Genomic DNA, 19,797 nt, shown 5'->3' on the forward strand with positions numbered 1-19,797 from the left:
TTGCCCGTTGACTCACTCATAATCAAACGGCTATACGTTTGATCCATAGCTATATGGTTATGGATTGCAGATGCCGGAAACCCACGACGCCCTCTTCAAGACCCTCTCCGATCCGACGCGGCGGGCCATTTTCGAGCGCCTGTGCCGCGACGGCGAACAGACGGTCGGGGCGCTCACGGCCCAGGCCGGGATCTCTCAGCCGGCCGTCTCAAAGCATCTCGGCATTCTGAAACAGGCCGGGCTCGTCCGGGATCGCCACGCCGGCCGCCAGACCCACTACAGCCCGCAGCTCAATGCCCTCGCGCCACTGATCGATTGGACGACCCAGATGACCAACTTCTGGGAGCGCCGGTTCGACGCCCTCGAAGACGTTTTGAAGAGGATGGATCAATGACCGAAACACGCTCCGTCATCGTCGAACGGGAGTTCGCTCATCCGCCGGAGAAGCTCTGGCGCGCCCTCACGCAACCTCACCTGATCGCCGATTGGCTCATGAAGAACGACTTCATGCCGGTCGTAGGCCACCGCTTCAATCTCCGCGGCGACTGGGGCGGCGTGCTCGACTGCGAGGTTCTCGCCATCGAGCCGAACAAGACGCTCTCCTACACCTGGAATTTCGCGCACGACGATGCGGCCTACGCGCTCGCGAGCGTCGTGACCTTCACGCTCAATCCGACACGTACCGGCACGCTTCTCCGCATGGAGCAGGTGGGCTTCCGGCCGGATCAGAAGCAGGCCTTCGGCGGCGCTCAGGCCGGATGGCGGACGTTCTTCGAAAACCTGGAGGGGGTCCTGGCGCGGCCGGACTGACAACGAACCGTTTCACGCCAACGCATCGTCAAGGGAGGTTCTATTGAATTGGAACGCTTGGGTCCGGCAGGGCCACCGTTGGGTCTCCATCGCCTTTACGGCATCCGTCGTCGCCAACTTCGTCGCCATGGGTTGGGGCGAGCCGCCCCAATGGGTGGTCTATGCCCCGCTGATCCCGCTTTTCCTGCTGCTGTTCACCGGGCTGTACATGTTCGCACTGCCCTATGCCGCAAGGCGGCGCGGTGCCGCCGCACGTCCCAGGTAGCAGACGGACCGGCTGTCCGACGCGCTCGTCGCCGGGTCCCAGAAACGAAAACACGCCACCTTTCGGCAGCGTGTTTGCGGGATCCTACCAGAACCAATCCGATTGCACCTGCTTGGTGCGGCGCCGGTTGGTCTTGTCCGGCGGCGGTGGGGCTGGCTGATCGAAGAAGCTGAAGAAGCCGCCACCGTCGAACGAAGGCGCGGGCGGACGCGGCGGCGTGGGCTTGCGCGTCTTGAATCCGCCCTGGGGCTGGTTGCTCAACACCGCAACGAACTCCGTGCGGTAGTTGGTTTCCTTGCTCAGAGGCTCGTCAGAGATGATGATCGAGGAGCGCGGCAGCGCGGTCGGGGCGATGCGATCCAGGATGTCTTGCGGGATATTGATGCGGTCGAGCGCGTTCTTCGCCTCATCGCCGTTGTCGATCGAGACGCCGGTCCAGCGCAGCCCCGTGCCTTCGGACGCCATCGCCGTGAAGATATGCGTGCCGATGGGAGCGTCCACATCGCGGATTTCGATGGGTGCCTCGATGGTGGCGTCGTAAACCTCGCCCCCGTCCGGCCACGGCTTGCGCGTGTTCCGGCGCACATAAATCTTCTGCGTCGCGCGGCTGATGAAGATCGAGACCGGCTCGAGCGCGAGCTTCGCCTCAGCCGCGGCTTTGGCGGTCGCGGGCTTCTTCTCGGCGGCCTCTTTGGCGACAGTCTGTGCCTGGGCAGCGGCGTCGAGCTGGGGCGCCGTTTCCGCCGTGACGCTTGCGAGCTTCGCTGCCGCCTCGTCGACCTTGGCCGCGGCCTTGAGTTTCTGCTCCTCAGCGCGGGCCCTTGCCTGATCCGTCTTGGCGGCGGCAAGCGCCTTTTCGGCGCGCGCGAGCGCACTGTCGGCTGCGGATTTGGCGCCTTCAGCCTTCTTGAGCGCCGCCCTGGCTGAGGACGCCTCGCGCCCGGCCTTCGCGGCCGCCTTCTTGGAAACGTCGGCGGCCTTGCTTGCCTCGTCCGCTTCGAGCGCCAGCTTGTCGGCGCGCTCGGGCGCGGCGGCCACAGCCTCAGCGTTCGGCGTCAACAGTGCAGGGTGTGAGAACGGGATCGGGGTCGCGTCGTTCGGAGAAATGATCACGCGCATGCCCATTCGCGTCATGTCGAACAGCTTCTCGGCAAACCGGTAGGGCAGGCGAATACAGCCGTGAGACGCGGCGTATCCCGGCAGCGGGCCACCGTGCATGGCGATGCCGTTCCAGGTCAGACGCTGCATGTTCGGCATGTGCGCGTCGTCGTAGAGGTTCGAGCGGTGATCGACGTTCTTCTGCAGAATGGCGAAGACGCCGGCCGGCGTTTCGCGGCCCTTGGTGCCGGTCGAAACGGGCGCCTTCAGGATCCAGTCGTGGGCGTCGTAGAAGGTGACCTGCTGGGACTTGATCGACACGATCGCCATGATCGGCTCGCCCGCATCGCGCGCCGTAACCTCTTCGACAGAGCTGGCGGATTGCTTTGCAGCGGCCTCTTGGCTCGGAGCTGTCAGAGTGGTGAAAACCGCCAGTGCGACGTACGCAGGAAATCTGAAACGCATAATACCCAATCGCCTCATGGTCGATCTATCCGACAACCGATGGTCCCAAAATTGATGCCAGTCCTGGACGGCACCAATCAAGTTTCATGTAGCTAAATTAAGGTAGCCTTAGCGGACGTCCGATTTCGATGTGCTCTTTGGGACACGTGCTCCGGAGGCCACGCGAGCGACGCTCGAGCCGGCCGATCTCGACAACAGCAAGTCCCCAAACCCTGCGCGGACGCGGCACGGTTGCACCGGCCCCGATGGCCCTTTTCGCCCCCAAGTGCCCCCTGCTGACGCCCGGCCGCGCCAAATCCACACGGGGCGCGCCATCAGCGCCCCACGGACGCGCGTCCTATGATAGAAAGCCCGCTTTCCGCCCATCAAGGCTGCCAATGACCACGGATTCACCCGCCAGCGCCTCCTCCGGCCCGACGCCCGCATCGCGCACTCCGAAAGCCACCCCGAAGGTCGGCTTCGTATCGCTCGGCTGCCCGAAGGCGCTGGTCGACAGCGAGCGGATCATCACCAAGCTCCGTTCCGAGGGCTACCAGGTCGCGCCCGACTACGCCGGCGCCGACGTGGTCGTCGTCAACACCTGCGGCTTCCTCGACAGCGCCAAGAAGGAAAGCCTGGACGCCATCGGCGAGGCCCTGGCCGAGAACGGCCGCGTCATCGTCACCGGCTGCATGGGCGTCGAGGAAGACCGCATCCGCGAGGTCCATCCCGGCGTGCTCGCCGTCACCGGCCCGCACCAGTACGAGCAGGTCGTCTCCGCCGTGCACGACGCGGTGCCGCCGCTGCACGACCCGTACATCGATCTCGTGCCGCCCGAGGGCCTGCGCCTCACGCCGCGCCACTACGCGTATTTGAAGATTTCCGAAGGCTGCAACCACCGCTGCTCGTTCTGCATCATCCCGAGCCTGCGCGGGGACCTCGCGAGCCGCCCCGCCAATCACGTCATGACGGAAGCCGAACGTCTCGTGAAGGCGGGCGTCAAGGAGCTGCTCGTCATCAGCCAGGACACGAGCGCCTACGGCCTCGACATCAAATATGCCGAGAGCATGTGGAAGGGCGCGCCCCTCAAGGCCCGCTTCCTCGAGCTCTCGCGCGCGTTGGGCGATCTCGGCGCGTGGGTCCGCATGCACTACGTCTACCCCTACCCGCATGTCGACGAGGTCATTCCGCTGATGGCGGAAGGCAAGATCCTTCCCTATCTCGACATTCCGTTCCAGCATGCCTCGCCCGCCGTGCTCAAGGCGATGCGCCGCCCCGCGCACCAGGAGCAGACGGCCAAGCGCATCGCCAACTGGCGCTCCATCTGCCCGGACCTCGCCGTCCGCTCGACGTTCATCGTCGGCTTTCCCGGCGAGACGGAGGAAGACTTCTCACTGCTGCTCGATTGGCTCCGCGAAGCCAGGCTCAACCGCGTCGGCTGCTTCAAGTACGAAGCGGTCGCGGGCGCCAAAGCCAACGACCTGCCGGGCGCAGTCCCCGAAGAGGTCAAGGAAGAGCGCTGGCATCGCTTCATGGCCGCCCAGCAGGAGATCTCGTCCGAGATTCTGGCCGGCCGCGTCGGCGACACCATCGACGTGCTCATCGACAGCGTTGACGAGGACGGCGCAGTCGGCCGCTCGAAGTGGGACGCGCCCGAGATCGACGGCACTGTCTTCCTGGCCGAAGGCGACGGCCTGAAGCCCGGCGACATCGTGCGCGCGCACGTTGACGAGGCAGATGATTATGACCTCTGGGCGACAGTCGTCGCGCGCTCGTAACGAGCATTAACCGTCACAAATCCTTGCCAAAGCGCGCCTCGCGTTGACAGTCCACGGCGGCCGGTGCGACAGTCCCCGCACGAAAATGGGGAGCACGCTGAGATGGTAACGCCGGATCAGGGGAGTGGGGCTGCGTCGCCGTCGAACGCCCCGGAAATTCGCATCTACGGCCATTCACCGATCATCTATTGGTGGCCCATCTGGGCCTACGGCTTCGTCTGCGCCGCCCTCACTTATTTCCAGGGCGTGCCGCTCACGCTGCCGGACAGCCCGAAGCCGATCCTCGTCCACCCGAGCGCCTGGGTCGGCCTCTCGTTCACGCTGCTGCTGCTGCTCGTGATCGTGGCCACCTCGGTCCGCGCGCGCGGCATCAACGCGCTTCTGCTGCTTGCCCTCCTCGGCGGCGCAGGCGTTGCGACCTATCTCGTCATGAACACGCCCGGCCTCTGGGTCACGCCGCCGAACCTGCTTCTGCACATGAACCTGGCCTTCTACCTGATGATCTCGTCGGTCCTGTTCCTGGTCTGGTTCGTCATTGTCTTTATCGTCGACCGGCTGAGCTACCTGCGCGTCCGCGGCACGCAGGTGGAGCGCGTTCAACTGTTCGGCAGCGCGCTCGGCCGCGCACCGGAAAGCTGGTCCGTGCTGCACATCCGCCTCGCCCGCTACAGCGACGATCTGATCGCCCACAAGATCCTGGCCCTCGGCTTCCTCGGTCTCGGCACGAGCGACATCGACGCCAAGCTTTCGATCTTCGGCGGCGGCCACGAGCAGTTCCGCGTCGAGAACGTCTGGAAGGCATCCACGCCGCTGAAGGCGGTGCAGGCCGCGATGGGCCAGAAGGCGACCGTCGTGATCTAGAACGTCGTGATCTAGACCGGACACGCGGCGCAAGCGGAGAGCGGCATGATCGAACGCTTGCGCCGTCCCTCTCTCCACCTCGTCCTCACCGCCGCCATCCTGGCGGCGGCCGTCGCGTTGCGCATCTTCGATCCCAATCCCGTCGCGCGCCTGCGCTTCTCGATCTTCGACAGCTACCTGAACCTCAAGCCGCGCGAGGCGGACCGGGCCTTTCCAGTGCGCATCGTCGACGTCGACGAAGCCTCTCTTGCGGCCATCGGCCAATGGCCGTGGCCCCGCTCCGAAATCGCCCGCATCATCGAGCGCCTCACGGAAGCCGGCGCCAAGTCGATCGCCATCGACCTCATCCTTTCCGAACCGGACCGCCTCTCGCCGGTTGCTCTCGCCCGCCAACTCGAAGCGAGACGCGACCTCGCCCCCGTTCTCACCGAACTCGCCAAGCTCCCGTCGAATGACGAACTGCTCGCCCAGGCCCTGGCGAAAGCCCCGGCCGTGCTCGGCATTGCCGGCGAGACGACGACGAGCCACGCCCCGCGCACGCCCAAGGCGCGCTTCGCCACCGCCGGAGACGATCCGCTCCTGTTCGTGCCTCGTTTTAGCGGCGCCATAGAAGCGCTCCCGGTCCTCGCTCAAAAGGAAACCGGCGCGGGCGCCGTGAACTGGGTTCCGGCGAAAGACCAAATCGTGCGCCAAGTGCCGCTCCTCACGGCCCTCAACGGCGTCCTCGTCCCGGGGCTCGCCCTCGAGGCGCTGCGCGTCGGTATGGGAGAAACGACGGTCTTCGTGCGCGCGTCCGGCGGCAGCAGCGTCGGCGCGTTCGGACAACAGGCCGGCATCGAAACCGTTCGCGTCGGCCAGACCGTGCTGCCGACAGCGAGCGACGGCCAGCTCTGGCTGAACTTCGCACCCCACGACCCGCGCCGCTTCATCTCGGCCCACAGCATTCTCGACGGCAGCTTCGCACCTGCCGACGTCGCAGGCCGTCACATCCTGATTGGCGCCAGCGCCACCGGACTGCTCGACCTGCGCGCGACGCCCCTCGCCTCATCGGTGCCCGGCGTCGAGATCCACGCCCAGGCCGTCGAGCAGATGCTGTCCGGCGCTCATCTCGTGCGCCCGCCCTTCGCGACCGGAGCCGAGCTGACGTTTCTCGTGGCGGCCAGCGCACTCGTCGCCTGGCTGATCCGCCGGTCCGGCGCGCTCTTGGCGGCCGCCATCGGCGCCGCCGCGATCGGCCTCGTCGTAGCCGCATCATGGTGGGCCTTCAGCACCGCCGGTTATCTGTTCGATCCCGTCTACCCGTCGATTGCCCTGCTCGCCGTCTACCTCGCGGGCTCGCTGCTCTCGTTCATCAAGACCGAGACGGATCGCGCCCGCGTCAAGCGCGCCTTCGGTCATTACGTCGCCGCCCCAGTGGTCGAAGAGCTGGCCGCCGATCCATCGCGCCTGAAGCTCGGCGGCGAAACACGCGACGTCACGCTGCTGTTCGCCGACGTGCGCGGATTTTCGCGCCTGTCGGAAGGCATGGATGCCGAAACGCTGATTTTGTTCGTCAACCGGCTGTTCACGCCGATGTCCGAGATCATCCTCGATCATCGCGGCACCATCGACAAATTCATGGGCGATGCGGTGATGGCGTTCTGGAATGCGCCCGTTGCCGATCCCGCGCACGCAGCCCAGGCCTGCCGCGCCGCCCTCGCCATGCAGACGCGCATGATCCGCCTCAATCGGGAGGAAGCCGCACGCCGCGCCGCCGCCGGCGAAGCGTTCGCACCGATCCGCATCGGCGTGGGTCTCAACACCGGCCCGTGCTGCGTCGGCAATGTCGGCTCGCCCCAGCGCTTCGACTATTCCGTGCTGGGTGACGCCGTCAACGTCGCCTCCCGCATCGAAGGCGCGACCAAGATCTACGGCGCCCCCATCATCGCGGGCGAACGCACGCGGCGCGAGGCGGCCGGTTTTGCATTTCTGGAAATCGACACAGCAGCGCGCCTGCGCGGCAAGGACAAGCCGGAACGGCTCTATGCGCTGGTCGGCGACGAGACGCTCGCGGCAGACCCTGGTTTCGCACGCCTGGCAACGGCCTACGCGGACGTCCAATCCGCCGTGGCCGCGCGAGACGGCGCCATTGCCGCTCAGAAAGTAGACGAGGCGCGTGGACTGGCGCGCACGCTCGCAACCTCACATCCGGCTATGATGCCGATCGATACGCTGCTGGATGTCGACCGGGCGCGCCTCGAAGCCGCGCCCGACGCATCGAACTGAAGAGAGTCGGACTGAAGACACGTCGAGCGGAAGACGCACCGCGCCGGAAACAAGCCTAGTACTTGCCGCCTGTGCCGTGTCCGCCACCCATTCCGCCCATACCACCGGGACGGCCCATTCCGCCGGGGCGCCCCATGCCGCCGCCGTAGTCGCCGCCGCCCATGCCCTTCTTGCCGCCGAGAATGATCCCGAGTCCGATGGCCGCGCCAACGCCCTTCTTGAAGTCGTCATTGTCCGCCTGGCGTTTCTTCTCCGGGCGATACTTTTCACGCTTCTTGGTCTTCTGGTACTTCGGCGCAGGCTCCTCGTAGGTCGGCTTCGCCTTCTTCGGCGTCGACTTGTTCGGCACCGGAATGATCTTCTCTGGCTCGCTGTCGCACGCCTCGCCCTTCGGGCTGCCGGCCGGAAGGGTGCCGGTCATGATCGCATCGCGCGTCAGAACGGGATCGGGATCGATGCTCGGCGTCTTCGCCACGAACGGAAACGCATCGTTGAAGGGCACGGCCGAGTTGCCCGGCAGCGACGCCCAGCGCACCGGCGGCCCGACAGCGCCGTCGTTGTCGATGCGGATGAGCTTGCCGGGCTCGTACAGATCCTTGCAGGTGCCCTTCGCGCTGCGCACCTGCACGGCGCCTTCGTGCAGAAGGATCCAGGTCGGACCGCTGGGCTGCACGAACACGTCGAAAATCGTCCCGCGCACGGTGATGGCGGCGGAGGGCGTCTTGATGACGTAGGTCGGCTTTTCGGCCACGCCCGTGATGAACCGGAACGTCCCCTTGATGAGGTCCAGCACGATCGAGCCGTTCGCCTTGTCGGGATCGTAGACGAACTTGTCGAGCGTCAGGTGCGAGCCCGGGCCGAGCGCAAGCTTGGTGTCGTCGTTGAGCTTGAGCTCGCTCGACGCATCGTTGCTGACCTCGATCGTCTCGTTCTGATGGACGCGATCGCCGCTCTGCAGCGTGCGCGTATCGCGATTGAACTCGGCAGTCACCATGTTGACGACCGCCACCGTCGAACCGACGTCTCGCAACCTCTGCGCCCGCGCCTCGGCGAGCGGCAGCACCAGCAAGGGAACGGACAGCAGGATCGCACTGGTTTTCATGACGACGCACCCACTCGTGATTTCGATCTCCCGCAATCGAAGCCGGAAACACGGATATCGCCGTACTGAGGCGCGAGGGCGGCAGAACGGCAGCGACGAAAGTGGCGACCCGGCAAACATACCAGACCCGCCAACTCTAGCCAAAGCATCCCGCACGAAAGTGCGCTGTCCCCTGCGGAACACCAACAGCCGTTTGCGGCAAAGAACCGAAATCTAGAGCGGGATAGCCCCGCTCGAGCGCGTTTCGGCCTTATGGTCCGGCTCGACGTGTATGACCACTTCCGAGCCTTCGATTTCGGCCTCCAACGCGGCTTCGAGCCGGTCGCAGATCTCATGGGCCGCATCGACCGTCATTTCACCCGGCACCACGAGGTGGAACTCGATGAAAATGGCGCGCCCCGCCTGCCGTGTCCGCACGTCGTGCGCCTGGAGAGCGCCATCGCCGCTGCGCCTGATCGCGTCGCGGATACGCTTTTGAATGTCCGCGTCGGCCGCCTCGTCCAGCAGGCCGCTCATGGACGTCATCGCGATTTTCGAGCCACTCCAGAGAATGTAGATCGCAACGGCAACGGCCATCAGCGGATCGAGGATATAGAACCCCGTCGCGGCCGCGAGCAGCAGGCCACCGATGACGCCGACGGAGGTCAGCACGTCCGAGAGAAGATGCCAGCCATCCGCCACCAGCGCCGGCGACCGCAAGGCTCTGCCCCGCCGGATGAGATACGCCGACCAGCCGCCGTTGATGAGCGTCGCGAGACCGCTGACCGCCGCGCCCGTGCCGAAGTCCTCGATCACGCGGGGTGCCACGAGCGCGATGTAGGCCTCCTTGAGGATGAGGATGGCCGCGACGACAATCAGCACGCCTTCGAGAACGGCCGAGAGATACTCGGCCTTGTGATGGCCAAACGGATGGTTCTTGTCGGCCGGGCGCGTGCTGACGTTGATGGCGACCAGTGCCGCGAGCGCCGTCACCAGGTTGACGATGCTTTCCAGCGCGTCCGAATAGAGCGCCACGCTCCCCGTCAGAACGAAGGCGGCGTACTTCAGACCCATCACCACGAGGGCCACGACGATGCTGCCCATCGCGATCAGGTGAAGCGTGCGCGCCGGATGCGCCGAATTGGATGCAGTCGTCATGGATCAACCTGGCAAGAGGGTGCGGCCGCGCCGGCACACGATGCTGAACGACGAGCAGGAGACCTGCCAGAGATAGCCGGATTGCGCCAGCGTTACGTCCCATCGAGCCCAGCGTTCCAGTGACACACCGCCGAAACGGCAGGGACACCCCTTATCCACACCGTTTGAACCCCTCGATCTCCCTGCCGCCTCAAGAATCAGGTCCCAAGAGAGCCCTGAGAGCCCATGCGCCCGAAGCCGGCGCAGAACTTTGAACGGGAGCGGATGCCATGGCCAATTTCACCACCCATATCGCGGTCGGCACGGTGGTCGCAGGCACGCTCGCCACTCTGACGCTCGCCGCCGATGTCATCGCCACGGAAAACCTCATTCCCATTACGCTTGCGGGCGTCTTGGGATCCATTCTTCCAGATATCGACCTCAAGGACAGCCGGCCGAGCCGGGCCCTCTTCTCAGGCCTCGCGATCTTCTTCTCGTTTACGGTGCTGTTCTCGGCCGCCGGGCGCTTCTCCATAGCCGAGCTCTGGATCCTCTGGCTGGGCACGCTCTTGGCCGTGCGCTACGGCGTCCGCAACGCCTTCCATAAACTCGCCCACCACCGGGGCATCTGGCATTCCATTCTTGCCGCACTTTTCTGCGCCGTAGCCACCACCGTCGTCTTCGCCAATGTCTTCGACCGGCACTCGGGCGTCGCCTGGCTTGCGGGCGGCTTCATGTTCATCGGCTATCTCGTGCATCTGACGCTCGACGAGATCTACTCGGTCGACGTGATGGACACGCGCATCAAAGCGTCCTTCGGCACCGCCATGAAGCTGTTCGACCGCCGCTATCCCTACGCGTCGGCCGGCATGGCCGCCGCTCTCGCTCTCGCCATCTGGGTCGCGCCCTCGCCGACGGCCTTTGTTACCGGTCTCTCCTCGCGTGACATGTGGGCGGGTCTGAAGGACGAGCTGCTGCCCAAGGAAACGTGGTTCAGGCTCGTAAAGGTTCCGAGCGCGGTGGCCACGTCGCCCGCGCCCGCAGGCTCAACCTCTGGCTCGATCATCACCGGCACGCTGCCGGAACCGGCCGCCGCTCAGCCAGTCGCGCCCGCGGCTCAATAGGCGAACTTTCGCGAACAGAGGAAGAGACGAGAGCGCGCTTTCCGGCAGCAAGGGCCTATTGGCCCTGTTCGAAGCCGGCCAGGAAGGTGCGCACGAAGTCGTCCATCATCACGCCCGCATGGTCGCTCGCGACCATGGAGAGCTTGTTGGCGGTGGAGAGCGAGGCAATGCCATGCACGCCCGCCCACAGCACGCGAGCCGAGCGAGACAGGTCGTCATCGCTGATCCCGCCCTTTGCCAGCGGCAGCAGAGCGCGCTCCAAAGTCTTCATGAGCGCCTCGAGCTTCTGGCGATACCAGTCCGGCACCGCTCGCGAGGCCGGCAGGTTATGCTCAAGAAGCAGATTCCAAAGCTTCGGGTTTTCGGCGACGAACTCGAGATACCGCCGCGCGATCTTCTGCACCCGAGCCCGATCTTCGCGCTCCTGCGGCAACGAGGCCAGCGCATCGAGCAGACTGTCGATGAGACGGCCCTCAATGGTCAGCACCAGATCATCGAGATTTTCAAAGGAGTTGTAGATCGTGCCGGGTGAATAGTCGATGCGCCGGGCGATCTCGCGCGCCGACAGCCCCTCGAGACCGGCATCGCGGATCAGCTCGGTCGATGCACCAATGATCAATTCCCGCAGCTCATCGGCGGCATGAAGGGAACGGCGACCCATGTTCTCCCCTTCCATGAAGACGAACGTCGTTCAACCGTCATCGGCGGTACGTTGAGGCCAAGCCTCAAGATCACCGTTCAGCGAGCTTTTTGCTCAGCCCAAAATCTCTCGCAGGGCTCAAGAAACCGCGCCCGAGCCAATTGCAGCGCATCGGTAAAGTCTCAACGCCAAACAAGTTGGTCGGCGCGTTCCCCAGAGGGGATTGGACTTACGAGCGCATGCTCAACTGAGAGACAGCATACTGAAGATGTGATTGAACTGCAATCAGCCTGGCCGCGATTGGCGATTTCCGCTCAATCCGGCTCGACGGGCGTGCACCACGCACACACGAAATAAGGTCAGGCAGGCTCATGCGCTGCATGTGCCGAACTTGTCGCCGAAGTCCACGTAGGCGCTTTTGCGCGGGCGCGCGTAGGCCTTGTGCTTCCAGGGAGTATTGGCCCAATTGAGATGGGCGAAAGCCGAGAGGAAGCCGGCAAACAGCGGTGTGAAAGTGTATTCGCCTTCGACGACGATCAAGCTCTCTTTCTCAGCGAGCATACCGTTCGTCAGCGCGTAGGACTGGCATCGTGCCGGCACCGCACCGCCCTGGTAGCCGGGCCGGTTCGTCGCGACCGGATAGACGACGTTGGTGCCGGTCCGGATCGCAGCCACCGGAATGATCGAAATTTTGAGCGGGCTCACTTCGTACGGCCGCATGATCTGCGCCGCCACCTCATAGATCGCGCGCACGTCCGTGGCCGTCAGAGACTCCTCGCGCGTCACGAGGTCGGCAACGGTGGTCGTCACGAGGTTGAACCTGCGATCGATGGAGAGCGCCCGCGTCAGCTCCACGGTGCCGAGCAGCATCACGAGCATGATCGGCGCGATGAACCCGAACTCGACCGCCGCGATCCCGCGAACATCCTGCCCGAAATCGCGCAACCCAACCTTGAGCCTCGCCAGCGCCACGCGATATCGCGGGAAGCGCGCGGTGAGGCATTGAGGGGCACTCGCTTCGCCAATCATGGCGCGCTCCATCTTACTTATAGGGTTCGGTTTGAAATACGGCCGCGGCGGACAGCACAGTCTTGCCCTGTTGCACGGGCGTCGGCGAAATGAGGTTCCAGAGCTTCTGCCAGAGCCCAACACCCGCCTCCCAATCGTAACAGGCGAGCACCAGAACTTTTCTGTTCTCCTGGCCGGCCGCGACGCTTAGCGCATCACCCGGGGCACCGGTCGGCGGCGTGAGATTGCCGTTCGTCATGCAGGACGGGGGCGGCACGAGACCGGCAAACGACGTCGCGCTGTTGACGTGCACGACGAGGCGCTGGTCGCAACTGATGAAGGACCCGGCGGACGAGCAGACGAGCTGCCGGAACCCCCCGCGGTTCATGTTCGCCGTCTGCGCTTCACCCGTTCTGATCTGGCGCGACGCATCCGCCACGCCGTTCTCGAGCGCATGCAACGCCAGGAACTGCGTGCCCACGGTCATGATCGAGAGCATGAGAAGAAGGAACGGACCTGCCACCATCGCGAACTCGATGGTCGTCACGCCGCGGTTTTCGCGCGCGAACCGGCGGAACAGTCCCGCCAGCACGTTCGGTCGCTTTTGAAATGGAGAAACACCGGTCATCAAGGGACCCGCCGCAGACACAGACTTCGATGCTGCGCAGGATAGAGGTGTGACGCTCTATGAAGTGTTGACGGCCCCCGCCTTCACCGCCGGAAGGTTAAAGAACGCTTATCGCCAGCAGGCGCGCTCATAGGACACGGTTAGGGACTTGGGCTCCCCCGCGACACGCACGGCACCAGCACTCCTGCGCCGCGATGCTTCGTTGTCCGGATTGGTTTTTTATGCATATTCCTGGCCAGGAACAGCATTGTAGATGCTGCGGTTCGGCGCAACGTCCCGATGGACCTTGCCACCTTGGGGAGCTAGCGGTGACGACCATCGACAATTGGGGCCGGGCAATTGCCAAATTCGGTGACAACCCGCGCCACTGGCGCAGGTACAATGAGTATCTCTATCGCAACACGACATTCGCGGGAAAATCGGTCATCGACATTGGCGGCGGCGTGGGCCGTGCGTCGTACTATGCCGCTGCGGCGGGCGCTTCACGCGTTCTTTGCGTCGAACCCGAAGCCCATGGCAGCCACAGCGATATGCTCAAGCGAGCCCTCGCGATAGGCGATGAAATGGGCGTACGCGATCGGGTGGAGTTCACAACCACCCCGATCGAAAATGTCGATATGCCCGGCGAGTTCGACATCGTCCTTTCCCACAATTCGATCAATCACATTGACGAAGAAGCATGCGCTCGCCTGCATCTCGACCCGGCGGCAAAAGACAAATTCAGGCCGGTGATTGCCCACATCGCGTCCCTTTGCAGACCCGGCGGTCAACTCGTCCTGACCGACTGCTCGCGCAGAAACCTGTTCGGCGACCTCGGCGTGAAAAACCCCGTCGCTCCGACCATCACGTGGCGTATCCATCAAACGCCGGAACTATGGGCCGAATTGTTCGGTGAAGCTGGCTTCCGCGACCCAGTCATCCGCTGGACGCCCGATCGGCGGAGCGGAACCTTTGGAGAGCTGTTTCTGACAAGCCCCTGGGCTTCCTATTGCCTCCAGAGCCACTTCTGCCTGACGATGCGCAAGCAATAGCGATATTGAGCTGCGACGGGCGCCCGGCCAAAGCCGGGCGTTCGTTGCGACCCGATCGATCCGGGCCGCTCACATCATTTTTAGGTATCGGGCAGCCGCTCACCGGCTATGGGCGCCACGGCATAAGGCGCCAGCGCGGCCCTACACGCCGCCGGGGCGATCGACGCTCCGCGCCGCTGGAAATCGCGCGCGTCCACATCGATAGCTAAAGAGCCTCGCCCCTGGAGCGGGCCGAAAGCCGGGCAAGGCCTTGGTAGGGGCCTCGCTAAAATATGGTGCGGTCGAGAAGACTCGAACTTCCACGGGTTGCCCCGCTACCACCTCAAGGTAGTGCGTCTACCAATTCCGCCACGACCGCATCATGGCTCGAAGCGCCCCATATAGCCAACCCGAGACGGGCGAACAAGAGGCACCTGAGAGCCCGCCGAACTAACAGAGCCCGGCGCGCAAGGCAAGCGTCAAACCGACGCCGGACGCGCATACCGGGAGCCAAGGCATCCCACAGAGGCGGAGATCGGTGGTAGGTCTCTATCCATGATGGATTTCGATAGAAGCGCAATTGGTTGGGCGACCACTTCCGGCCCCGTTTCCTACCCCGTCGCGGTCGCCGCCATGGAGCGCCGCGCCGCCGAAATTCGCGACGGCCATCGCTCCGAACTGGTCTGGCTGCTGGAGCACCCGCCCCTCTATACGGCCGGCACCAGCGCACGCGCCGAGGACCTGAAAGACGCCACACGCCTGCCCGTATTCGCCACCGGCCGCGGCGGGCAATACACCTACCACGGCCCCGGCCAGCGCATCGCCTATGTGATGCTGGACGTTCAGCGCCGCTTCGGCTCCGACGTGCGCAACTTCGTCGCCACGCTCGAGCGCTGGATCATCGACGCCCTGAGCGAGCTCGGCGTCGCAGGCGAAGTCCGTCCCGGCCGCGTCGGCGTGTGGGTGGTGGGATCAAACCCCGGCGAGCCCGAACGCAAGATCGCAGCCATCGGCATCCGCATTCGCCGCGGCGTCAGCTTCCACGGCATCAGCCTCAACGTCGCGCCCGATCTCACGCATTATGGCGGCATCGTGCCGTGCGGAATCACCGAGCACGGCGTCACGAGCCTTGCCGACCTCGGGCGAACCACATCGATGAAAGCTGTGGATAGAGCTCTCGAACGGAGCTTCACGGCCTTGTTCGGCCCCTGCATCCCGACCGATGCCCCGGCCGAGATCGCCGTTGCGGCCCAATCCGGCACCAGCGCCTGACGTCTCCAAAAAGGAAAACCCGGCCCCGCGACTAGCGGGACCGGGCTCCTATTCACTACTACGAGCCTCATCTACCAACGGGAGGTGGGCTGAGAAGGCCGGACGTCAGCGCCTTGCGCAGGATCTGACGGCACGTCCACCTCGTCGTCGTAGAGCTCGCCTTCTTCAATCGACGTATTCTCCGAGCCTGTAAGCTCGAACGGGTCATCTCGGCTGGCGCCGAGCCGGATCAAGCATCCTGTCTCACAGATCCCTCGAAGTGCCGCGTTCGGCTTGAGAACGTGGTCTTTTTGGGTACTGCCCTCGACGATCGTGACCGTGTGGTCCTTGTCGTCTCGATTTGTGATCGAGGCCGCCGGAGCGGCCGAGGCGAAGAGACAAAGTGCGATCAGGAACCCCGGAATGACGCGATCAACTCTCACGGCCAGCTCCGAGAGCTCGAGGCAGAAACTCTTTACTTCTTCTTCTTCGCAGCAGGCTTCTTAGCAGCCTTCTTCGCGGCAGGCTTCTTTGCAGCTTTAGCCATCTTCGTAGTCCTTCCTTTGAACGCCCAGCAGAGCTGAGCCGAATCTGACCCGACTCACGACGGGCCGAATTTCAACATGGTGAGAATCAATGCCGTCTTCAAACGGAATTTTCCGGTGACTGCTATCGAAGATTTCGATAGATAGGTTTCAGCGCTTGAAGCGCGTTGCGAGTAGCCATGGACATCAACCTCGCGCGAACCTTCTTGATGGTCGCGGAAACAGGCAGCTTCATCGAAGCCGCCGCCAAGCTCAACATCACGCAATCGACGGTCTCGGCCCGCATCAAAGGCCTTGAAGACCTGCTCGGCCGTCCCGTTTTCGAACGATCCAAGTCCGGCGCCGACCTCACCACGGCCGGAGAGCAATTCCGCAAGCACGCTCTCGCCCTGGTGCGCGTCTGGCAGCGCGCGCAGCTCGAAGTCAGCCTCTCGGACCAGCATCGCGATCACCTCGCCGTCGGCGCGACGATGGGATTGTGGCAAGGCTTCCTGTTGAAATGGGTCGCGCGGCTGCGCACGCAGAGCCCGGACATCGCCGTCACCGCCATCTCGGCGCCCTCCGCAACCCTCACCCAGCGCCTCATCGAAGGCACTCTCGATCTCGCGGTCATGTACCGGCCCATCCAGCCGCCGGGCCACGTCGTCGAGCATCTCTTCGATGAAGAGTTCGTGCTCGTCACCAGCGCCAAGCCGTCAAGCCGCCGCACCACGAGCGACTATGTGTTCGTCGACTGGGGTCCGGATTTCCAGCAGGACCACGCCGCCGCCTACCCTGAATTAACCAACCCCGGCCTGCATCTCGACCTCGGCTCGATCAGCATCGACTACCTGCTGGCGAACGAGGCGTCGGCCTACTTCCCGGCCCGCATCGTCAAGCATCACGTCGCCCGCGGCCGCCTGCGCCAGCCGAAACGCGCCCGCCGCTTCGTCTATCCGGTCTACATGGTCTATCCGGAAACGCGCGACGAAGAGACGTACGAGCAGACCATCCAGGGCTTGCGCAGCGCCGCCGCCCGGATCGGTTAGCCGATCGACGTCACACGGCCGGGCCGGTGGTCTTTCCACGCCACCATGAGTGAGCGTACCGGGATCGGCCGGCGCACATCCGCCCCCCGGATCGGCCACGCGAACAAGCCCGCGTGAGCGGCCAGGGCCCGCGCGAGCTTGGGAGTGCAACGGATACGAGGGGTTGAAGCGCGTCGACGGCCAAGAGGCCGTCAGGTGGTCTCGCGAACCTCGAAGCCTTCGATGGGGTCGCCATCGTCAGGTAGGTCCTCGATGCGGCTGACGGAAGCGCCCCACGGACCGTCCGCGCAGCGCGCAACCATCTTGTCGACAGCCTCGGGCGCGCCCTGGAACAGGGCCTCGACAGAGCCATCCCTGCGATTGCGCACCCAACCGGCGAGCCCCAGCTCGACGGCGGTCCGATGCGACCACACGCGATAGCCAACGCCCTGGACGCGGCCTTGAATGCGAATATGGGCAGTGCGGGTCGAAGTCGATGCCGAAGGCGAAGTGGATGTCGAGGTCAATGCCGTGCGTCCTGTCTCGGTTGAAGCCGAGGCAAAGACTATCAGCCTCCCGACGCGCTGCCTCTGCGACGGGATGCACCTCATGCCAAAGTCGGGTGCCGGGAGGGTTGCGACCGGCGGAGGATCTCCGCCGGAAGCCTTATGCGAACTCGAGGATCACCGCGTCGACCGCCAGGCTGTCGCCGGGCTTCGCGTTCACCTTCTTGACCGTGCCGTCACGCTCGGCGCGCAGGATGTTTTCCATCTTCATGGCCTCGACCACGGCCAGCGCGTCGCCCGCCTTCACGTCCTGCCCTTCGCTCGTGTGGATGGCCTTCACCAGCCCCGGCATCGGGCAAAGCAGGTACTTCGACATATCGGCTGCGGCCTTGACCGGCATCAGCGCGGCAAGCTCCGCCTCGCGCGACGTGTAGACGTAAACCGGCGTCTGGATGCCGCGATACGAGAGCGTCGCGCCGTTGAGGATCGGACGCACCTGGACGGACACGGTCTTGCCCGCCACCTGGCCCTGCCAGATCGGGTCGCCCGCTGCCCAGTTCGAGCTGACGGCGACCGACTGCGAGACCGCCCCGTCCGGCCCGATCGCGCTGACGTGCAGCAACTTGCCGTCGGTTCCGCCGACTTCGATCGTCTGGCGCTCGCCCGCGATCTCGACCACGCGGCGCTTGGCGAACTGGACGTCACCGTTCGCCATCTGATCGCTGATCTGGCGGCGGCGTGCATTGTGGAGGTGGTCGATGGCGGCTGCGACGGCCACCAGCACGGCCCGCTCGTCACCTTGGGGTGCGCGGCTGCTGAACCCTTCCGGGTATTCTTCGACGATGAAGCCCGTCGAAAGCGCGCCCTCGCGCCAGCGCGGATGATGCATCAGCGCCGAAACGAACGGCACGTTGTGCTGGATGCCGTCGATGTAGAACGCATCGAGCGCGTCGGCCTGGGCATCGATCGCGGCGATGCGCGTCGGCCCGTGCGTCACGAGCTTGGCGATCATCGGATCGTAGTACATCGAGATCTCGCCACCCTCGAACACGCCGGTGTCGTTGCGCACCGTGATGCCGTCTTTGACGGTCTCCGCCGGCGGGCGATACTTCACCAGGCGCCCGATGGACGGCAGGAAGTTGCGGAACGGATCCTCGGCATAGACGCGGCTTTCCACCGCCCAGCCCGTCAGCTTCACGTCCGACTGCTTCATCGGGAGCTTTTCCCCCGCCGCAGACCGGATCATCAGCTCGACGAGGTCGACCCCGGTGATCAGCTCCGTCACCGGATGCTCCACCTGAAGGCGGGTGTTCATTTCAAGGAAGAAGAAGCTCTTGTCCTGGCCCGCCACGAATTCGACCGTACCGGCCGAATCGTAACCGACCGCCTTGGCGAGCGCGACGGCCTGCTCGCCCATGGCGCGGCGCGTCTTCTCGTCGAGCAGCGGCGACGGCGCCTCCTCGATGACCTTCTGGTTGCGGCGCTGAATGGAGCACTCGCGCTCGCCGAGATAGATCACGTTGCCGTGCTTGTCGCCGATGAGCTGGATTTCGATGTGGCGCGGATCGACGATGAACTTCTCGATGAACATGCGGTCGTCGCCGAACGAGGCCTTGGCCTCGGATTGAGCAAGCGGATACCCCTCTTCCACCTCACGGCGATTGTGGGCGATGCGCATGCCCTTGCCGCCGCCGCCGGCCGAGGCCTTCATCATGACCGGGTAGCCGATTTCCTCGGCGATCTTGATGGCGTGTTTGACGTCGTCGATCTCGCCGACGTAGCCGGGCACCGTCGAGACCTTGGCCTTTGCGGCCGCCTTCTTGCTTTCGATCTTGTCGCCCATCGCCGCGATCGCGCCCGGGTTGGGGCCGATGAACACGATGCCGGCCTTCTCCAGCGCGACAGGGAAAGACTCGCGCTCGGACAGAAAGCCGTAGCCCGGATGCACAGCCTCGGCCCCGGTGGCCTTGCAGGCGGCGACGATCTTGTCGATCAACAGGTAGGACTGGGCGGCCGGCGGCGGCCCGAGATGCACCGCTTCATCCGCCATCTCGACGTGCAGCGCCTCGCGGTCGGCATCGGAGTAGACGGCGACCGTCTTGATGCCCATCTTGCGCGCGGTCTTGATGACGCGGCAGGCAATCTCGCCGCGGTTGGCAATGAGGATCTTCTTGAACATTATCCCTTGGCGCCCTGTTTAACCTCGAATGAGGTGTCTGAATGTCGGGGAGGTCGATTTGATAGGGCTTAATAGACTAAACCCCGCGAGCCCGTAAACTGCGATCAAAGGGGAAAGGCGCCCCGGAATTGATCCCTGGCGCCCCATAGGGCCTCAAAGC

General features: G+C 64.6%; 19 protein-coding genes and 1 tRNA gene. 10 read left to right on the forward strand and 10 right to left on the reverse strand.

Features of this window, described 5'->3' with window-relative positions:
* Positions 1–70: 70 nt before the first annotated feature.
* Genes K2Y42_RS08345 through K2Y42_RS08355 form a run of 3 tightly spaced genes read left to right on the forward strand, consistent with a single transcriptional unit; the run spans position 71 to position 1,075 of the window.
* Entirely contained in the window at positions 71–394 is a 324-nt protein-coding gene (locus K2Y42_RS08345; RefSeq protein WP_291150941.1) for a metalloregulator ArsR/SmtB family transcription factor, read from the forward strand.
* On the forward strand, positions 391–810 hold the full coding sequence (locus K2Y42_RS08350; protein ID WP_291150943.1) for an SRPBCC domain-containing protein: 420 nt from the start codon (positions 391–393) through the stop codon (positions 808–810). The genes K2Y42_RS08345 and K2Y42_RS08350 overlap by 4 nt, the downstream gene beginning before the upstream one ends.
* A 43-nt stretch (positions 811–853) precedes the next feature.
* Positions 854–1,075: a hypothetical protein gene (locus K2Y42_RS08355; RefSeq protein WP_291150946.1), complete on the forward strand. Its 222-nt coding sequence runs from the start codon at positions 854–856 to the stop codon at positions 1,073–1,075.
* A gap of 84 nt (positions 1,076–1,159) precedes the next feature.
* Here K2Y42_RS08355 and K2Y42_RS08360 read toward each other — a convergent pair whose 3' ends face one another.
* On the reverse strand, positions 1,160–2,638 hold the full coding sequence (locus K2Y42_RS08360) for a L,D-transpeptidase family protein (RefSeq protein ID WP_291150949.1): 1,479 nt from the start codon (positions 2,636–2,638) through the stop codon (positions 1,160–1,162).
* Between the two features lie 377 nt (positions 2,639–3,015).
* Here K2Y42_RS08360 and rimO point away from each other — a divergent pair, with 377 nt between their 5' ends.
* The 3 genes from rimO (at position 3,016) to K2Y42_RS08375 (ending at position 7,521) form a co-directional block, all read left to right on the forward strand.
* Complete coding sequence (gene rimO, locus K2Y42_RS08365) at positions 3,016–4,395, forward strand: 30S ribosomal protein S12 methylthiotransferase RimO (protein ID WP_291150951.1); 1,380 nt, start codon at positions 3,016–3,018, stop codon at positions 4,393–4,395.
* Positions 4,396–4,497: 102 nt separating this feature from the next.
* Positions 4,498–5,256, forward strand: coding sequence for a hypothetical protein (locus K2Y42_RS08370; RefSeq protein ID WP_291150954.1), 759 nt, complete (start codon positions 4,498–4,500; stop codon positions 5,254–5,256).
* 45 nt (positions 5,257–5,301) lie between these two features.
* On the forward strand, positions 5,302–7,521 hold the full coding sequence (locus K2Y42_RS08375; RefSeq protein ID WP_291150957.1) for an adenylate/guanylate cyclase domain-containing protein: 2,220 nt from the start codon (positions 5,302–5,304) through the stop codon (positions 7,519–7,521).
* Between the two features lie 55 nt (positions 7,522–7,576).
* Here K2Y42_RS08375 and K2Y42_RS08380 read toward each other — a convergent pair whose 3' ends face one another.
* Positions 7,577–8,623, reverse strand: coding sequence for a FecR domain-containing protein (locus tag K2Y42_RS08380; RefSeq protein ID WP_291150961.1), 1,047 nt, complete (start codon positions 8,621–8,623; stop codon positions 7,577–7,579).
* A gap of 213 nt (positions 8,624–8,836) precedes the next feature.
* The gene (locus K2Y42_RS08385) at positions 8,837–9,760 is read right to left on the reverse strand and encodes a cation diffusion facilitator family transporter (RefSeq protein ID WP_291150963.1); all 924 of its coding nucleotides are present in this window, start codon (positions 9,758–9,760) and stop codon (positions 8,837–8,839) included.
* 269 nt (positions 9,761–10,029) lie between these two features.
* Between K2Y42_RS08385 and K2Y42_RS08390 the strand changes: the two genes are divergently transcribed.
* Complete coding sequence (locus K2Y42_RS08390) at positions 10,030–10,863, forward strand: metal-dependent hydrolase (RefSeq protein WP_291150964.1); 834 nt, start codon at positions 10,030–10,032, stop codon at positions 10,861–10,863.
* A 55-nt stretch (positions 10,864–10,918) separates the two neighbouring features.
* Here the strand turns inward: K2Y42_RS08390 and K2Y42_RS08395 are convergent, their stop codons facing one another.
* The 3 genes from K2Y42_RS08395 to K2Y42_RS08405 all read right to left on the reverse strand — a co-directional run bounded on the left by K2Y42_RS08395 (position 10,919) and on the right by K2Y42_RS08405 (position 13,139).
* Complete coding sequence (locus K2Y42_RS08395) at positions 10,919–11,524, reverse strand: TetR/AcrR family transcriptional regulator (RefSeq protein ID WP_291150967.1); 606 nt, start codon at positions 11,522–11,524, stop codon at positions 10,919–10,921.
* A gap of 348 nt (positions 11,525–11,872) precedes the next feature.
* Complete coding sequence (locus K2Y42_RS08400; protein ID WP_291150970.1) at positions 11,873–12,532, reverse strand: TadE/TadG family type IV pilus assembly protein; 660 nt, start codon at positions 12,530–12,532, stop codon at positions 11,873–11,875.
* Positions 12,533–12,545: 13 nt separating this feature from the next.
* A complete protein-coding gene (locus tag K2Y42_RS08405) occupies positions 12,546–13,139 on the reverse strand; it encodes a TadE/TadG family type IV pilus assembly protein (protein ID WP_291150973.1) in 594 nt (197 codons plus the stop codon).
* A gap of 308 nt (positions 13,140–13,447) precedes the next feature.
* On the opposite strand from K2Y42_RS08405, the gene K2Y42_RS08410 reads away from it, so the two are divergent.
* Positions 13,448–14,170, forward strand: coding sequence for a class I SAM-dependent methyltransferase (locus tag K2Y42_RS08410; RefSeq protein WP_291150975.1), 723 nt, complete (start codon positions 13,448–13,450; stop codon positions 14,168–14,170).
* Positions 14,171–14,443: 273 nt separating this feature from the next.
* On the opposite strand, the gene K2Y42_RS08415 is transcribed toward K2Y42_RS08410, so the two are convergent.
* A tRNA-Leu gene (locus K2Y42_RS08415) sits at positions 14,444–14,528 on the reverse strand.
* Positions 14,529–14,704: 176 nt separating this feature from the next.
* Here K2Y42_RS08415 and lipB point away from each other — a divergent pair.
* Positions 14,705–15,421, forward strand: coding sequence for a lipoyl(octanoyl) transferase LipB (gene lipB, locus K2Y42_RS08420; RefSeq protein ID WP_291150978.1), 717 nt, complete (start codon positions 14,705–14,707; stop codon positions 15,419–15,421).
* A 71-nt stretch (positions 15,422–15,492) separates the two neighbouring features.
* Here the strand turns inward: lipB and K2Y42_RS08425 are convergent, their stop codons facing one another.
* The gene (locus K2Y42_RS08425; protein WP_291150981.1) at positions 15,493–15,843 is read right to left on the reverse strand and encodes a hypothetical protein; all 351 of its coding nucleotides are present in this window, start codon (positions 15,841–15,843) and stop codon (positions 15,493–15,495) included.
* Between the two features lie 281 nt (positions 15,844–16,124).
* Here K2Y42_RS08425 and K2Y42_RS08430 point away from each other — a divergent pair, with 281 nt between their 5' ends.
* Positions 16,125–16,973: a LysR family transcriptional regulator gene (locus K2Y42_RS08430; RefSeq protein ID WP_291150984.1), complete on the forward strand. Its 849-nt coding sequence runs from the start codon at positions 16,125–16,127 to the stop codon at positions 16,971–16,973.
* Between the two features lie 191 nt (positions 16,974–17,164).
* Here the strand turns inward: K2Y42_RS08430 and K2Y42_RS08435 are convergent, their stop codons facing one another.
* Together K2Y42_RS08435 and K2Y42_RS08440 are read right to left on the reverse strand one after the other, a co-directional pair.
* Positions 17,165–17,479 (reverse strand): acylphosphatase, encoded by a 315-nt coding sequence (locus tag K2Y42_RS08435; protein WP_291150987.1) that lies wholly within the window; start codon positions 17,477–17,479, stop codon positions 17,165–17,167.
* Between the two features lie 139 nt (positions 17,480–17,618).
* Positions 17,619–19,637: an acetyl/propionyl/methylcrotonyl-CoA carboxylase subunit alpha gene (locus K2Y42_RS08440; RefSeq protein WP_291150990.1), complete on the reverse strand. Its 2,019-nt coding sequence runs from the start codon at positions 19,635–19,637 to the stop codon at positions 17,619–17,621.
* Positions 19,638–19,797: the final 160 nt, after the last annotated feature.

It is taken from the genome of Hyphomicrobium sp., from assembly GCF_019744875.1.
Classification (GTDB): Bacteria; Pseudomonadota; Alphaproteobacteria; order Rhizobiales; family Hyphomicrobiaceae; genus Hyphomicrobium_C.

What these genes read in the sequence shown, in the direction of transcription:
- K2Y42_RS08345 (WP_291150941.1), top strand. Translation starts at nt 71, where the DNA reads ATGCCGGAAACCCACGACGCCCTCTTCAAGACCCTCTCCGATCCGACG.
- K2Y42_RS08350 (WP_291150943.1), top strand. Translation starts at nt 391, where the DNA reads ATGACCGAAACACGCTCCGTCATCGTCGAACGGGAGTTCGCTCATCCG.
- K2Y42_RS08360 (WP_291150949.1), bottom strand. Translation starts at nt 2,638, where the DNA reads ATGCGTTTCAGATTTCCTGCGTACGTCGCACTGGCGGTTTTCACCACT.
- rimO (WP_291150951.1), top strand. Translation starts at nt 3,016, where the DNA reads ATGACCACGGATTCACCCGCCAGCGCCTCCTCCGGCCCGACGCCCGCA.
- K2Y42_RS08370 (WP_291150954.1), top strand. Translation starts at nt 4,498, where the DNA reads ATGGTAACGCCGGATCAGGGGAGTGGGGCTGCGTCGCCGTCGAACGCC.
- K2Y42_RS08375 (WP_291150957.1), top strand. Translation starts at nt 5,302, where the DNA reads ATGATCGAACGCTTGCGCCGTCCCTCTCTCCACCTCGTCCTCACCGCC.
- K2Y42_RS08380 (WP_291150961.1), bottom strand. Translation starts at nt 8,623, where the DNA reads ATGAAAACCAGTGCGATCCTGCTGTCCGTTCCCTTGCTGGTGCTGCCG.
- K2Y42_RS08385 (WP_291150963.1), bottom strand. Translation starts at nt 9,760, where the DNA reads ATGACGACTGCATCCAATTCGGCGCATCCGGCGCGCACGCTTCACCTG.
- K2Y42_RS08390 (WP_291150964.1), top strand. Translation starts at nt 10,030, where the DNA reads ATGGCCAATTTCACCACCCATATCGCGGTCGGCACGGTGGTCGCAGGC.
- K2Y42_RS08395 (WP_291150967.1), bottom strand. Translation starts at nt 11,524, where the DNA reads ATGGGTCGCCGTTCCCTTCATGCCGCCGATGAGCTGCGGGAATTGATC.
- K2Y42_RS08400 (WP_291150970.1), bottom strand. Translation starts at nt 12,532, where the DNA reads ATGATTGGCGAAGCGAGTGCCCCTCAATGCCTCACCGCGCGCTTCCCG.
- K2Y42_RS08405 (WP_291150973.1), bottom strand. Translation starts at nt 13,139, where the DNA reads ATGACCGGTGTTTCTCCATTTCAAAAGCGACCGAACGTGCTGGCGGGA.
- lipB (WP_291150978.1), top strand. Translation starts at nt 14,705, where the DNA reads ATGATGGATTTCGATAGAAGCGCAATTGGTTGGGCGACCACTTCCGGC.
- K2Y42_RS08430 (WP_291150984.1), top strand. Translation starts at nt 16,125, where the DNA reads ATGGACATCAACCTCGCGCGAACCTTCTTGATGGTCGCGGAAACAGGC.
- K2Y42_RS08440 (WP_291150990.1), bottom strand. Translation starts at nt 19,637, where the DNA reads ATGTTCAAGAAGATCCTCATTGCCAACCGCGGCGAGATTGCCTGCCGC.